Raw genomic sequence first — 14,211 nt, 5'->3', positions numbered from 1 at the left:
GGCGTCCTGGTCCAGGGCGCCTTTTTTCCACTCTGCATAAGAATTTGGGAGCAGTAACATACTATGGGCAGACATTGAAACAAGCAGTACAATCGTCTGTCGACTTCCTGTCACAGGAAGAGCGAATAGAGCGTCACCATCCAGTTCGTACCAAAACTTCATTGGAAAGTGAGGCAACCAGAATCATGAAAGCAACTGGAATTGTTCGTCGGATCGATGATTTGGGCCGAGTCGTAATACCGAAGGAAATTCGCCGCACGCTGCGGATTCGCGAAGGCGATCCGTTAGAAATATTCGTGGACCGCGACGGCGAAGTGATACTTAAGAAATACTCGCCGATTGGAGAACTTGGGGATTTTGCCAAGGAATATGCCGAATCGCTATATGAAAGCACGAATCATATTACGATGATTTCCGACCGGGACACGGTTATCGCCGTAGCCGGTGGCTCTAAAAAAGAGTATCTCGACAAGCCGATCGGGCCTTACGTCGAAACGTGCATGGAGAACCGCAAGGCGACCGTGGAGACGAATGCGGGACAGTTTGAGCTATGCAAAGATTTGAGCGAGTTGTACAGCTCGTTCGTCATCGCTCCGATCGTCGCAGGCGGAGATCCGATCGGTGCGGTTATGCTGGTCAACAAGGATGAAACGGTCAAGATGGGGCAGATGGAACTGAAAATGGCGGAAACGGCTGCAGCTTTCCTCGCCAAGCAGATGGAGCAGTAATCGGCGGCTTATCATGACAGAGCTTCACGGAGGAGGCAATACGTCCGCCGGCGAAGCTTTTTTGTTTGGGATTGATCGGTTATACTTATGAACGAAGTCAAAACAAAGTGTACGTTTGACTTCGTTCTTCAGTGTACAAAGAAGTCAAAACAAATAAAGCGTATATTTGACTTCGTTCTTCAGTGTACATAGTTTAAAGCGTCGGTTGCGAATGGAGAGGGAAGCGCATGTCACAAGGCCCGGGCCCGACGGAGGTTCCCGCAAGGGCGCTAGTCAAGGGCGCAGTCGTGCTTGGCGCGGCCGCAATCGTGTCCAAGCTGCTCGGTACGATGCAGAAAATTCCGCTGCAGAATGTAGCCGGCGACAACGTATTCGGGATTTATAATGCGGTTTATCCGCTCTATATCACGATATTGGTTTTGGCGACGGCGGGCTTCCCGGTCGCCGTCTCTCGCTTCGTAGCGGAGGAGCGGGCGCTGGGGAGGCCGGACGGAGCCCGCGGCATTCTGAAGATGGCGCTGAAGCTGGCGATAGGGACCGGGCTCGTCTGTTTCGTCCTGCTTTATTTCGGAGCGGGGACGATCGCCTCGTGGATCGGCAACCGGCAAACGGAAGAGGCTTTGCGAAGCGTTTCGTTTGCTTTGTTTTTCGTTCCGGCGCTGGCGACGATTCGCGGTTATTTTCAAGGAATCGGACAGATGGCGCCCACCGGCGTATCTCAAGTTGCGGAGCAAGTCGTACGCGTCGCCGTTATGGTAGCGCTTCTGATCATGCTCGTCCGTGCAGATGCTTCGGACAGCCTGATCGCGGCAGGAGCGACGTTCGGCTCCGCAGCAGGGGCGCTGGCGGGGCTTGGCGTCGTCCTTCTCTACTGGCGGTCTCATCGGCTGAGGGAGCGCGGCTTTAGGCCGGTTGTGCGACCCGATACGACAAACGGAACGCGTGTCGGATACGGCCGCTTTATCGCTTATGCGCTGCCGATCTGCCTGGGCGCTATCGTGCTCCCGGTATTGACGCTGGTGGATACGTTTACGATGCCCCGTCTGCTCACCAGAAGCGGTTATGACGAAGCGGGAGCGATGGCTCAGTTCGGGCTTTACAATCACGGTTTGCCGCTCGTTCAACTGGTGGCGATGATCGTCTCCTCGATGTCTGTAGCGTTAGTTCCCGCCATCTCCGAAGCGAAGGCGTCCGGAACGTTAGCCGCAGTAAGGGGGAGCGCGGAGGCTTCGCTTCGCCTGACCTGGCTGATCGGTCTGGCTGCATCGGCAGGACTCGCCGTGACGGCCATGCCGCTGAATGTGATGTTTTATAAAGAAGCCGAGGGCTACGGCGTGATGATGATTTTGGCCTTTACAGCCGTATTCAGTGTAATACAGATTGTCTCGGGGGCTATGCTCCAAGGACTCGGCGCAGAACGCGCGACCGTCCTGCATCTGCTTGCGGCCGCTCTGGTGAAGGTTGTGCTGAACGTATGGCTGATGCCGGTATGGGGAATTGCCGGAGCGGCCGTCTCCGCTGTGGCCGCTTATGCGGTTGCGGCCGCTTTGAACGTGTACCGGTTGCGGAGACTCGGATTTATCCGGATGCCTTGGCGCGACTATACATGGAAACCTGCCGTATGTACGCTGGTTCTGAGTCTGGCCGCATTAGCCGTCGTAGGGGCGGCAGAACCGCTGCTGACGCAAGCCGCGCCGGAACTGTCGTACAGATGGCGGATGACGGTCATTGCCCTTCTGGCCGTCGCTGCAGGGGCTCTGGCGTTCGCCTTGACGCTGTTCAAGACAGGGGCGATCAGCGCGGAGGAGCTGGGCGCCGTTCCGAAGCTTGGAAACAAGCTGGTATCCTTGCTGCGCAAAGCGCGGCTGCTACGACACCGAAACTAAAGGAGGACCCGTATGCGAGCAAGCATCACTGTCGTCGGACTCGGTTCCGGAGACGAAAATCAACTGACGTTAGGCGTCTGGAAAACGCTTCAATCTGCCGGATCTGTGTATGTGCGTACAGAGCATCATCCGGTTATCGATTATTTGAAACAAAACGGCGTTGCGGTACAATCGTTCGACGGGATCTACGAATCCCGCGGTTCGTTTGCAGACGTATACGATACGATCGTCGGACAACTGATTGAGGCTGCCAAGGCCGGTGGCGGCCCTGTCGTGTACGCCGTACCCGGGCATCCGATGGTGGCCGAATCGACAACCATGCTGCTCCGCGGGCGTTGTCCGGACGAAGGGATCGATTTGACGGTGACCGGCGGGGAAAGCTTCCTGGATCAGGCGTTCATCCGGTTCGGTTTCGACCCGATCGAGGGTTTTGCGCTGATCGATGCGACCGCGCTTTCAACCGAAGGTTCCGCTGTTCTCGATCCCCGGATGCATACATTAATCGCCCAAGTCTATGACACGCATACGGCTTCCGATGCCAAACTGTTTCTCATGGACGCGCTGCCTGACGATTATGAGGTAGTCGTAGGCCACGAGCTCGGAGTGACGGGGCGCGAACGGATCGTCACCGTACCGCTGTATGAGCTGGACCGTCTGGAAGGGTACGGCAATTTGTCGCTTGTCTGGATTCCCCGGGCCAAGGACGATTCGGTCCGGATGCGTTCGTTCGAGAGACTGCGTGAAATCGTCGAGATTTTGCGAAGTCCGGAAGGATGTCCGTGGGATCGGGAGCAAACCCATACGAGTATCCGCAAAAATCTGATCGAGGAAACGTACGAGGTGCTGGAGACGATCGACGACGACGACCCGGAGGCGATGTGCGAGGAGCTCGGCGATTTGCTGCTGCAAATTATGCTGCATAGCCAAATGGAGGCGGAAACCGGTACGTTTAACGTATTCGACGTCATCGAAGGTCTGAACGAGAAACTGATCCGCCGTCATCCGCACGTGTTCGGCGATCAGGGAGCTAGCGACTCCGAGGAGGCGCTGCAAAACTGGAATGCGATGAAAGCGGAGGAGAAGCAGAAGGCGGGAATCGATGTCGCCCAGCTGTCCGTTTTGTCGGGCGTTCCGCGCGATTTGCCGGGCTTGATGAAGGCGTACAAGCTTCAGAAGAAGGCGGCTCAGGTCGGTTTCGACTGGGAGAGAACGGATGAAGTGTACGCGAAAATCGAAGAAGAGCTGCGCGAGTTGAAGGAGGCGGCGGAGGAGGAGCGGACCGGCGAGCTTGGCGATCTGTTGTTTGCTGTTGTCAATTTAGCTCGATTTTTGCGGATTGACCCCGAAGAAGCGATTGTGGCGACGAACCGGAAATTCGTCCGGAGGTTCGAATATATCGAGCAAAAACTGCGTGAATCGGGCAAATCCTTTGAGCAGACAGGGTTGGGTGAGATGGAAAAATTTTGGCAGGAAGCAAAAAAACTTTCGAAAAATGCGGGAGTGTAGAAGGAATTTCCTGACCGACAAAGAATACTACTACCGTACAGGCTTTTTGAGCCAGGTAACTATAGCTAATATGGCGTAAGCTTTCAGCCAACTATTTTAGGAGGAATCAATCGATGAACAAGACAGATCTCGTAAACAACATCGCTGCTAAAAGCGGATTGTCCAAAAAGGATGTCGAATCCGTATTGAACGGTTTCTTGGGTGAAGTAACGGATGCATTGTCCGCTGGCGGTAAAGTACAATTGATCGGTTTCGGCACGTTCGAGACTCGTACGCGCTCCGGTCGTACAGGCCGCAACCCGCAAACGGGCCAAGAAATCAAAATCCCTGCTTCCAAAGTTCCTGCATTCAAAGCGGGCAACAAGCTTAAAGAAGCTGTAAAATAATGCGTCTCGACAAGTTTCTGAAAGTATCCAGATTGATTAAGCGCCGCACGGTCGCCAAGGACGTATCCGATCAAGGCCGCATCTGGATTAACGGGAAGGAAGCGAAGGCGAGCAGCACCGTTAAGATCGGCGACGAGCTGATGATCCGTTTCGGACAGAAGAGCGTAACCGTTCGGGTGGAGCGGATCTCCGAAACTTCCCGGAAAGAAGAAGCCAGCGAGATGTATACGGTGATCAAGGAAGAATCGAATCAGGATTGATTCGATAGCGAAGACCGGCCAATGGGGCCGGTTTTTTTAATATCTGGAATGGTTAGAATCAACAACGATGTCCGAAAAAGCCGCCTCGACACGGGCCGGAGCGGCTTGGGATTACTAATCCGCATAAAGGGGCTGGCGCCTAAGGGGTCCGAATTCCGGTCGGGTCCCTGTTTCAGCTCTGTCAGGAGTTCCCGGGAGTCTCCTGGGATTTCTTTTGCAGCGACGGACGAACCCATTCAAGAATCATCTCCCGGTCCAGCGTAGGGGTATATTGCACGATGTATTTGGACGCAAATACGGAGTTGTCTCCGCGCATGAAGCGCAGCTCGCCATTCAACTGGTAAACCGACATAGCCCCCGGCGAGGCCGGACTGTCGGGGAACTTGAACGTATAAGCGGTCGTAAAAAACTCTCCGGCTTCGAGCGTGTAGGGCAGCTTCACCAGCGGGAGCGGATCTTTGCGGGGCTGGTTGCGTTCGCCTTTGAAGAAATACAGCTCCAGATTCGACTCCAGATGAGGAGCTTCGGGAAGCAGCCAGCCGATTAGGGCGAGGGGCTCTGCCGCTTGCTTCGTATCATGACCGCCGGGAAATCCGTCGATGACGATACCGCCGCTGGAGCTGAACTGGAGGGAAGGCTTGCCGCCTTCCGCCGCACTTCCGGCCGTTCTAGGAATTAGCGTGATTCGGCCGATGTCCGGACGTCCGATTTCCCCGTTGCTGTAAACAACCTCCATATTCCGGATATCCAGGCGCTGCTGTCCATCTGCTAAACGGCGGCTCGGTTCCGTTATATTTACAGTATACTTGCGGATTTGATAATAACGCTCCCGCGGTTCCGGTTCCCCGATCGTAATGCGCATATCCGGTATTTCCGGGAAGCTGGCTCTGACTGGATGGACCGGGTCCTTCACATTCTCGATCGCATACAGATGGAAGTAGCCGTAATTCTCATCTTGAAGATCGATATAGTGTTCGAGGAAGACAGGCTCTTCGAGCCGCTTGCTAAAAGCGTCCCGGTAGTTGAACGCCCAGAACGCACCGATGATGGCTACCGCGGCCGCTGCTAACATAATTAGTTTCGTCCGTATTGCCAATTCCCTCCCAACCTCCTCTTACTGCCTTTACCTCTTATACGCAAGAAGCTTGGTTAAAGTTTGGTCCGAGAGACAGACAACCGTTCTAAAACGTGTCCCCTTCCCATAATCTAGCTGTAGAGGAGGGGTACATGCCATGATCGATCCGATGAAACAAAAGCGTCAGGAAGTGAAGATGCTGAACCGTAAGCTGCTCGAGATTTCGGGCGTGCTCAATGTCGAAAGCTTCGACAGCGAGGAGTTTCTGCTCGAAACCGAATGCGGATTCCTGGCCATCAAGGGGCAAAACCTGCATATTAAAAACTTGAACCTTGAGCAAGGGCTGGTCGCGATAGAAGGCACGGTGCACGGACTCACCTACCTGGACGGAAATGCGCACGAGAAATCCAAAGGTTTTCTAGGGAAGTTGTTCAAGTGAGCCTATACGTCCAATTTATCACCTTATCGGCGATGGCGGGCAGCGGCGCGTTCATGGGGGCTATGTTCGACGTATACCGCGTCCTGTCCGGCCGGCTGCGGCCTCCCCGCTGGCTCGTACCGCTGCTCGACATCGTCTATTGGTTTGCCGCCACCCTCTTCGTGTTCCGTACGCTTCTCTACAGCAACCATGGACAAGTCCGGCTGTACGTGTTCCTTGGCCTGCTGCTCGGGGTATGGTTGTACTTCCGGATCGCAAGCCGCTGGACGATCAAGCTCGTACTGCTTGTGGTCCGCATCATCCAGGCGCTGGTCCGCTTTGTACGGCGTTTGACGGAGCTGTTGCTGATCAAGCCGATTGTGCTTCTGTACCGGCTTGTTATAATCGTTTTTGGATTTTTGTGGGCGCTCTCTATTTTCCTCGGAAAAATTGTGCTACAATTGCTGTATCCATTCCTTCTTCTGGGACGCGCCATCTACAAACCGCTCAAGAAGCGGTTCAAAGCGCCCAACTGGTGGAAAACATTCGCCAGTCTATGCGGACGATGGGTACAAGCAGTCAGGAAGATATTCGGCAGGAAAGGGTAATCCATCATGTTTGGAGGAACCGCATAGCAATGCGCGAAGCAACCAAAGCCGGGAAACCGGAACAATCGAATAGAGGCGCCAGGCGCCGAGTTCGACTGCTCGCATTTGCGATGATCGGCTTTATGACATGGGCGGCTCTAATCCTGTGGAATCAGCAAGGGCGTCTCGGTGTCAAAGCGGCTCAAGTCGAACAGCTGGAGCAGAAACGTCTCGAAACCGTCCAAATGCACGAACAATATCAGACCGAGATCGAACGTCTGAACGATCCCGAATATATTTTACAAAAAATTAGGAAAGAATATCACTATTCTAAACCGGGGGAAACGTTATTTTACACTCCCAAATCACCGTAAGCCCACGTCCTTATTGACCTTTATGTCACCGATCTTGTATAATCTCCATATCCGATCCTTTGCCTGTTGGTGCACATTTTGCGCCGGAACCGTCGCAAAAGTTGCGAGAAATGCGTATGGATAGGTATGAGAGATTATTTCCAACATATTTTAGGGAGGAACGTTTCATTCTATGGCAATTGAAGTGGGCACCAAGTTGGAAGGCAAGGTGACAGGCATTACTCATTTCGGGGCATTCGTGGAACTGTCTGCAGGCGTAACCGGCCTTGTTCACATTTCCGAGATTGCCGACAACTATGTAAAGGACGTCAACGATCATCTCAAGCTTGAAGACAAAGTCTTGGTGAAAGTCATCAATGTGGACAAGGACGGCAAGATCGGCTTATCCATTCGCCAAGCGGTAGACAAGCCGCCGGGAGAACAACCGCAGCGTCCGGAGCGTCCCGAGCGCAGCTTCAATCGGGACCGCGATGATCGGGGAGGCCGAAATGACCGTGGTGGACGCCCCTTTAAACCGACTGCAGGTTGAATGAGGTTCGGGGTGGAAGTGTCGCGTTTCGTGGAGGTGAGCGAATAGCTCATCGGTCGTGGGCTTATCGTAGAATACTCGAGGGACCTTCGTGGCGGCCTCAGGCGCGCTTGGGGTATAGTTTCAGTCTGTCTCTTCTTCGGTTCGGATTCTGTTTTCGGGGATTTATTCTGGAGAGGTACCCAATCGGCCGTTTTTTGCGCTTTGCTAAAGCGTTAGGGTGTAACGTCCGCGATGGTTCGACATCCCTCTCTTTCTGTTTTATCCTTTCGAATTGTTATGGCGGTGTAGCTCAGCTGGCTAGAGCGTACGGTTCATACCCGTGAGGTCGTGGGTTCGACTCCCTCCGCCGCTACCATATTAAGGACGCTTAGCTCAGCCGGGAGAGCATCTGCCTTACAAGCAGAGGGTCGGCGGTTCGATCCCGTCAGCGTCCACCATCTTTCTCCAAGCATGGTTTAAGTGCTTGCGGGGAACGATTAGTAGTATCGAAACAACACGGAGCTGTGGTGTAGTGGCCTAACATGCCTGCCTGTCACGCAGGAGACCGCGGGTTCGAATCCCGTCAGCTCCGCCATTCTTTTCACAATTTCATACATATGGCTCGGTAGCTCAGTCGGTAGAGCAGAGGACTGAAAATCCTCGTGTCGGCGGTTCGATTCCGTCCCGAGCCACCTTGCATGCTTCCTTTACAGGTCGCATCACATGGAGGCTTAGCGAAGTGGCCAAACGCAGCAGACTGTAAATCTGTTCTCTGACGAGTTCGGTGGTTCGAATCCATCAGCCTCCACCATTCCCTTCATCATGAGCCATTAGCTCAGTTGGTAGAGCACCTGACTTTTAATCAGGGTGTCGTAGGTTCGAGTCCTACATGGCTCATCGAAACCTCTCCAGAACTGGAGAGGTTTTTTGCTTTTATACAGATACCTATTAATGCCACTCTACAAAAAGAAAGGAAGGTTGTCCCAAGCTCTTTTACGAGCAGGAGCAGCCTTCATTTTTTTTCTTCGATTTGCTGCTCTTGTTCTCAGCGATCTTGAAGCTTCGCTGCCACGGACCTCATTTTTTGCTCCATGGAGGAGGGCAAGTCGCGCCGATCGTCGATTTTGATCGATGTGCAGACGCGCTGCGCGCCGCCGGAGAACGGCGATTCATGCAGTTGCCGTACGACGTCCAGCAATACGGACAAATCCCCTTCTTATGATCGTGCTCATCGGTGTTAACTCGTAATGAATCGCGCTTCCCGCTCTATCCAATATCCGCTGCATAGCGGCAACATAAGAACTGAGACTGGTTGTCCCGGTTCCAACCGGAATCACCGTAACCTCAACTATAGCCATACCGTATGTACCTCCCCTGAGACGATCCTCGGCAACTGTAAATCTTGAACGGCTGTTACCGATTCGTTCTGATCTGTAATGGAAATTCGATTGCAGCAGCAGACTTGGCCGCTTTTCTAATTGTACACCCGAATCGCCACTGGGGAAACGGCATGAGGCAGCCATGAAGAAAGGCTACAGCTCTCTACGGCTGGCCCTTTCCTGAATATAGTCTGCCGTTCTGGAGGCGATAGCCATCACGGTATTCGTCGGATTGCCGCCACCGGAGGTGACGAATAAGCTGGCGTCGCACACGAACAGGTTGGGGATGTCATGCGTTTGTCCATAGGAGTTCGTTACCGACGTATCCGAATTGTTCCCCATCCGGCAGCCTCCCGTTAGATGCGCCGTATCCGGAACTACATATTCGACAGCACCGCCGGCCGCACGTAAAATCGAGCTCATCATACCGACGGCGTGTTGGATTAACTTTCGATCGTTATCGCCGTAGCTAAACGATACTTTCGCTCTTGGAACGCCGTGCCGATCTGTCTCATCGGATAGGGTGATCCGGTTGTGCTCGGAAGGCAGCACTTCCCCCACCATCGTAATCCGCCCGTAGTGATTGAAATCCAGGAGCGTCTCCTTCAGCCGCTGTCCCCACACCGGTCCTTGCTCCGATAAGGAAATTCCGCCTGCAAAACCGACGGGCCGCGTGCCATGGGCATGGAGCGTATATCCTCTAACGAAGGGGTGGGCCGGGTCGGTTTCATAGAAATCCTGAGTCGTAGCCAGCACAGGTGTCCCTTTGTACAGGCGAACCTCCTGATCGAACTTGGCATACACGTCATGACTGCTGTGGGGCATAATCGCTTTGCCGACCCAACCGCTGCTGTTGGCCAATCCGTCGGGAAACTGGGAGTTTGCCGAGTTGAGCAGCAGCCGGGGAGTTTCCACCGCGAAAGCGGACAAGATGACGATACGAGCTTGTTGCTCGTACAACTGCCCGTCATGAATAAATTCGACTCCGCAGGCTTTACCGTCTTTCCCCATCAATACCCGGGTAACCGTACAGTCGGCCAGAACCTCTGCGCCCGCGCGGATCGCTTTCGGAATATGGACGATCAACGTGCTGAACTTGGCGTTGGGCATGCAGCCTTCGTTGCAAAATCCACGGTTGATGCAGGGAGGCCGCCCCTCGAACGGAGCCGACAAAATGGCGAGAGGAGGCACTGAGGTGCGGATGCCAAGCTTCTCGCAGCCGTTCATAAACAAATAAGCATTGGGACTAAGCGGTTCTCTCTCGGGGTAAGGATAAGGTCCGTGATAGTTTCCCCAAGGGAAAAACTTCGGTCCCGACACCGCAATCGCTTTCTCGACCCGAGAATAATAAGGCTCCAGGTCCGAGTAGCCAATCGGCCAGTCTTCTCCGACCCCATCCAGAGACCGGGTGCGAAAGTCGGATTCGTGAAAACGCAAAAATACGCCGGTAAAGTGAGTAGTTCCCCCGCCCACCCCCCGACCTGAGTTGTTGTGTCCCATCTTAAGCGGATCGGCACCGTCTACCAGACGGGTTTCCTCCCAGCCGAGCGATCGCATCGCGAGTTCGTCGCTGGCGAAATCCCGCTGTGGGTCCCGGAACGGTCCAGCCTCCAGGACGACGACCCGCATCCCCGCCTCGCTTAATTGCTGGGCGAGCACGCCTCCCGCCGCGCCGGCTCCTACGATCACCGCATCGACCTGATCGTTTCCGTATTTACGCTGAAGTGTCATGGTTCGGGCTTCGCCTCCCAAGGATCGAGTTGTCCGATCTGAGTCCGCACATAACCTCTCGGATAAGCCGGTCCGCCGTAACCGATCTCGGACCATACGGTCGGATGCGAGTAGTACGATTCGACCGTCCAGCTCAGCAGGCGGCGGAATAAAGCCTTTTGCGGAAAAGCCGGGTCCGCCAAAGGCAGCTTGCCTTCACTAAGGTCGGAAACAATCGTGTGCTGCTCCATTTCCGTCAGATCGATTAACGGACGGCTGAAGGTAGTCAGACACCATTGGTCGATCAGCTTCAAGCCGGTACGAACAAGCTCGGAAGCATGAGGAACGGCTGTGCCGCGTTCGCTTTCTGGCGTTGGCCCGTTTACCGTCCGATCGATGTGCTGCAGAACGAACTGGATCACATTGGCCCGGTTATCCCCGGCCAGCATGGAGCACAGCGCACGCAGCATCTCCACTTCGACGAGAGTTAAGTATGAATATGAGAAAGCGGCCTCGGTCCGGGACAAAACGATGGAGCGCGTCGTATCGTCCCAAGCCGTCTGTTCGCCAAGTACGTCATAATTCGGATATTTGGTTTTTTTCAAGGCAGCTCACCTCCAATATACGGCCAGTAGTCCCAGGGCGCTTATCGCTGTAAACAGAAACGGGAGCACAACCGGAGGACCGATCAGGAAATTGCGCATCGCGTAACCTCCGACACGGACGCCGACTCCTTTGGCGTGAAAATAAACGCCGACCAGGCCGTCAATCGCCCCAAGCACCATAAACGCGACGAATAAGAGTCGCAGCCAGTTTGCGTTATAAAACGTAAGGGCAAGCCCTGTCGCAAAAAAGACGGGGGCTGATACGACGGGAACCCACATTGATTTATGATGGAAATTTTGCCGGTAATGAAACATCGTTACCTGAATGCCGATCATGGCGAAAGCGGCGCTGACGAACAAAATAAGCAGACGATCGAGCGACCATGCATCCCAGTACATAGAAACTCCTCCTTCGAAAAGTATGGGCCCTGTCCTTTAAAGGAATCAGGGCGATTGTGGCTGTGGAAACGTAAGCGATCCGTGAGGCATAACGGCTACCTCGCAACCGTCGCCGAACCGGAGCGACCGGATGGTCGCGTTCAGATCAGGTGCTGGGATGAATCCGGCAAGTTCCACAAGCGGGTCAGGCATATCGGTATGAAGGTATACCGTATACGGACCGACAATCTCTTGAATATGCGCGATCTTGTGAGCACCCAGCACGAACTGCTCGTTCAGCCTGGCCATAATCGTATTCCGATCCTGAACGGTTTCGATCCAGTATTGAAAGATCCCGTTGCCGAATAGCTCCTCACAGCGTGCTGCGAGAATGATCGCACCTCCGGGCTTGGTGAAAGCCGCGGCGTTTTGCAGCGTCTTGAGTGCCTGATATAGCTGCATATCCTTCGGGTAGCCGCCGGTGGAAGCTATAACCAGATCGTACTTCGTATCGGCATTTACAAAAAAACGGCTTCGCGCCGCTTCCAGCCCCCGGCGGTGCGTCGGAACCAGCTCCCCGGCAAACGCCTCCAGCAGCTCACGCCGATGGTTCGCGATTACGTTAAACAAAAAGTGAACCGGAACGACACGCATCACCTCTTCCAAATCCCGGTGAACCGGGTTGTCCGGATCGCCAAGTCTCGCTTTATACTTTTGCGAGAGTGCGTGATTGGCTTCGATGCATCGCTTGGAAGCGGTGCCTGGCACCAGAGCTTTCACGCCGCCGGACACGCCCACGAGCCGGTGCGGCTCGATATTGCCAGTAGCGATACGCAGGTCGGCCTCCACGACGATCCGATTGATCTCGATCGGGGTGCCGCTGCTGGTTGCCCCCACATAGACGCAATCTTCCGATAGGGCGGAATGATTCACAACCGCTACCCGGCGAAACACTTCTTCACCGGTCAATTCAATCAACTCCGCCTCCGTCTGTTTCCGGTGCATGCCCAAGGCCACGACAATCCGGATCTGTTCGTCGGATAGGCCAGCTTCGTTTAATTGTCCGAGAAGAGCGGGTAAAAAGAGCCGGCTTGGACAAAGCCGGGTATTGTCGCTGATCAGGATTACGGCGCGCTTGCTTCCCGCAGCCGCTTCCCGCAACGATTTTCCCGCGACCGGCTGCTCAAGCGCACTCCGAATGATGCGGTCTGCCGGTAAATCGGCTTCTGACCGGTAATCCAGCACGGCCGGAGGCGACATGAAATCAACGTCCAGCTCGATTCGGCCTTTCCCGTAAGGAAGTAAAATCGGTCCGGCCTCCTTTCTGCCAAAAGAAAAGTTCGAATGGGAAAATTATGTCCATCGCACGCCATTAATAAACCGGATGGAAACGGAGACGATCGGGTATCCTAACGGAAATGACTGCTTGCAAGGGAGGGAAACCGTATCGCTTACTTATTTCCCGCGATTATCAGCTTTGGCATCGTATACGCACTGGTGCCGCTCATTCGAAGGACCGCACTACGGATCGGCTTTGTGGATGCCCCTACGAAACGGAAAATTCATTCCAGCCCGATACCGCTTATGGGCGGAATCGCTTTATATCTCGGCTGTATGATCGCCATCTACGCTTTTGACGGAGCTTCGGCACGGTTCGCTGCCGTTTGTACCGGAGGAACATTACTTGTCGCTACGGGCTTGCTGGACGATTGGTATAAGGTAAAGGGCAAAGAATTTCCCGTATGGCCGAGGTTAGTCGTATACATAGTCGTCTCCGCCGTTCCGGCCTGGTTCGGGATTCAGATTATCGGGATTACCAATGTCGCCGGTCAAGGCATGCTGCTGTTCCCCGTGTGGCTTTCGTGGATCGCAACGATGGCCTGGGTGTTCGGCATCACGAACATGATCAATTTTATCGACGGGGTGGACGGGCTTGCTTCCGGAATCGTCACCATCTCCTCGTTTACTTTATTGATTGCAGCCATCTTCAAGGAGCAGCACGGAACCGCGATTTTGGCCGCAGCGCTGGCCGGGGCTTGTCTTGCTTTTCTGGCGTTCAACTTTTATCCGGCGCGAATCTTCATGGGGGATGCCGGCGCGGTATTTCTCGGCTATACGCTGGCGGTGCTTGCGGTAGACGGTTCGTTCAAAAGCGCAACGATGATCTCCACGCTCGTCCCCGTATTTGCCATCGGGGTGCCGATCATGGATTCGGTAATCGTGATGACAAGGCGATTGTGGAGCGGTAAAGGGCTGCATCGCGCCGATAAGCTGCATACCCATCATACGCTGATGAGCTGGGGGCTGACCCAGACGCAAACCGTTTCCTTCCTGTATTTGATCGGAATGTTGTTTTCCTTGTTGTCGATTATTTTGCTGCTTGTTATCGGTTGATGACATCGATCAGA

General features: G+C 54.3%; 14 protein-coding genes, 6 tRNA genes and 2 pseudogenes. 16 read left to right on the top strand and 6 right to left on the bottom strand.

Annotated features, from left to right (window positions below; genetic code table 11):
* The first annotated feature begins 185 nt into the window (after positions 1 to 185).
* The 5 genes from spoVT to PV433_RS28225 all read left to right on the top strand — a co-directional run bounded on the left by spoVT (position 186) and on the right by PV433_RS28225 (position 4,766).
* Positions 186 to 728: a stage V sporulation protein T gene (spoVT, locus tag PV433_RS28245; protein ID WP_190931659.1), complete on the top strand. Its 543-nt coding sequence runs from the start codon at positions 186 to 188 to the stop codon at positions 726 to 728.
* A 227-nt stretch (positions 729 to 955) separates the two neighbouring features.
* Positions 956 to 2,614, top strand: a complete 1,659-nt coding sequence (locus tag PV433_RS28240; RefSeq protein WP_332075352.1) for a putative polysaccharide biosynthesis protein — start codon at positions 956 to 958, stop codon at positions 2,612 to 2,614.
* A gap of 12 nt (positions 2,615 to 2,626) precedes the next feature.
* Positions 2,627 to 4,120, top strand: a complete 1,494-nt coding sequence (mazG, locus tag PV433_RS28235; protein ID WP_332075351.1) for a nucleoside triphosphate pyrophosphohydrolase — start codon at positions 2,627 to 2,629, stop codon at positions 4,118 to 4,120.
* Between the two features lie 113 nt (positions 4,121 to 4,233).
* Entirely contained in the window at positions 4,234 to 4,506 is a 273-nt protein-coding gene (locus PV433_RS28230) for an HU family DNA-binding protein (RefSeq protein WP_110843797.1), read from the top strand.
* Positions 4,506 to 4,766 carry an RNA-binding S4 domain-containing protein gene (locus PV433_RS28225; RefSeq protein ID WP_190931662.1) on the top strand — a complete coding sequence of 87 codons (261 nt, stop codon included), beginning with the start codon at positions 4,506 to 4,508 and terminating at the stop codon, positions 4,764 to 4,766. Before PV433_RS28230 ends, PV433_RS28225 begins: the two co-directional genes overlap by 1 nt.
* A 181-nt stretch (positions 4,767 to 4,947) precedes the next feature.
* On the opposite strand, the gene PV433_RS28220 is transcribed toward PV433_RS28225, so the two are convergent.
* Positions 4,948 to 5,862: a hypothetical protein gene (locus tag PV433_RS28220; protein WP_332075350.1), complete on the bottom strand. Its 915-nt coding sequence runs from the start codon at positions 5,860 to 5,862 to the stop codon at positions 4,948 to 4,950.
* 136 nt (positions 5,863 to 5,998) lie between these two features.
* On the opposite strand from PV433_RS28220, the gene yabP reads away from it, so the two are divergent.
* From yabP to PV433_RS28170, 10 genes and pseudogenes are all read left to right on the top strand, one after another.
* Entirely contained in the window at positions 5,999 to 6,280 is a 282-nt protein-coding gene (gene yabP, locus PV433_RS28215; RefSeq protein ID WP_190931664.1) for a sporulation protein YabP, read from the top strand.
* Complete coding sequence (yabQ, locus tag PV433_RS28210) at positions 6,277 to 6,867, top strand: spore cortex biosynthesis protein YabQ (protein WP_332075349.1); 591 nt, start codon at positions 6,277 to 6,279, stop codon at positions 6,865 to 6,867. Before yabP ends, yabQ begins: the two co-directional genes overlap by 4 nt.
* Before the next feature lie 29 nt (positions 6,868 to 6,896).
* Positions 6,897 to 7,220: an FtsB family cell division protein gene (locus PV433_RS28205; RefSeq protein ID WP_190931666.1), complete on the top strand. Its 324-nt coding sequence runs from the start codon at positions 6,897 to 6,899 to the stop codon at positions 7,218 to 7,220.
* Positions 7,221 to 7,392: 172 nt separating this feature from the next.
* A pseudogene (locus PV433_RS28200) lies at positions 7,393 to 7,746 on the top strand (S1 RNA-binding domain-containing protein); the annotation flags it as partial.
* Between the two features lie 284 nt (positions 7,747 to 8,030).
* Positions 8,031 to 8,107, top strand: a tRNA-Met gene (locus PV433_RS28195).
* Positions 8,108 to 8,113: 6 nt separating this feature from the next.
* Positions 8,114 to 8,189: transfer RNA gene (locus tag PV433_RS28190), tRNA-Val, on the top strand.
* A 60-nt stretch (positions 8,190 to 8,249) separates the two neighbouring features.
* Positions 8,250 to 8,326, top strand: a tRNA-Asp gene (locus tag PV433_RS28185).
* A 24-nt stretch (positions 8,327 to 8,350) separates the two neighbouring features.
* A tRNA-Phe gene (locus tag PV433_RS28180) sits at positions 8,351 to 8,423 on the top strand.
* A 33-nt stretch (positions 8,424 to 8,456) separates the two neighbouring features.
* A tRNA-Tyr gene (locus PV433_RS28175) sits at positions 8,457 to 8,542 on the top strand.
* A gap of 13 nt (positions 8,543 to 8,555) precedes the next feature.
* Positions 8,556 to 8,628 (top strand) — tRNA-Lys (locus PV433_RS28170).
* A gap of 148 nt (positions 8,629 to 8,776) precedes the next feature.
* On the opposite strand, the pseudogene PV433_RS28165 reads toward PV433_RS28170, so the two are convergent.
* From PV433_RS28165 to larA, 5 genes and pseudogenes are all read right to left on the bottom strand, one after another.
* A pseudogene (locus PV433_RS28165) lies at positions 8,777 to 9,089 on the bottom strand (MTH1187 family thiamine-binding protein).
* A 174-nt stretch (positions 9,090 to 9,263) separates the two neighbouring features.
* Positions 9,264 to 10,841: a GMC family oxidoreductase gene (locus PV433_RS28160; protein WP_332075348.1), complete on the bottom strand. Its 1,578-nt coding sequence runs from the start codon at positions 10,839 to 10,841 to the stop codon at positions 9,264 to 9,266.
* Positions 10,838 to 11,425, bottom strand: a complete 588-nt coding sequence (locus PV433_RS28155) for a gluconate 2-dehydrogenase subunit 3 family protein (RefSeq protein WP_332075347.1) — start codon at positions 11,423 to 11,425, stop codon at positions 10,838 to 10,840. Before PV433_RS28155 ends, PV433_RS28160 begins: the two co-directional genes overlap by 4 nt.
* A 6-nt stretch (positions 11,426 to 11,431) precedes the next feature.
* Positions 11,432 to 11,824 (bottom strand): hypothetical protein, encoded by a 393-nt coding sequence (locus PV433_RS28150; protein WP_332075346.1) that lies wholly within the window; start codon positions 11,822 to 11,824, stop codon positions 11,432 to 11,434.
* Positions 11,825 to 11,869: 45 nt separating this feature from the next.
* Complete coding sequence (larA, locus tag PV433_RS28145; RefSeq protein WP_332075381.1) at positions 11,870 to 13,111, bottom strand: nickel-dependent lactate racemase; 1,242 nt, start codon at positions 13,109 to 13,111, stop codon at positions 11,870 to 11,872.
* A gap of 228 nt (positions 13,112 to 13,339) precedes the next feature.
* Between larA and PV433_RS28140 the strand changes: the two genes are divergently transcribed.
* Entirely contained in the window at positions 13,340 to 14,197 is an 858-nt protein-coding gene (locus PV433_RS28140) for an MraY family glycosyltransferase (protein ID WP_332075345.1), read from the top strand.
* Positions 14,198 to 14,211 lie beyond the last annotated feature (14 nt).

Source organism: Paenibacillus sp. GYB004 (assembly GCF_036577605.1).
Classification (GTDB): domain Bacteria; phylum Bacillota; class Bacilli; order Paenibacillales; family NBRC-103111; genus Paenibacillus_AB; species Paenibacillus_AB oceani.
Note: the sequence above shows the minus strand (reverse complement) of the source record. Positions and strands in the feature narration are given on the sequence as shown.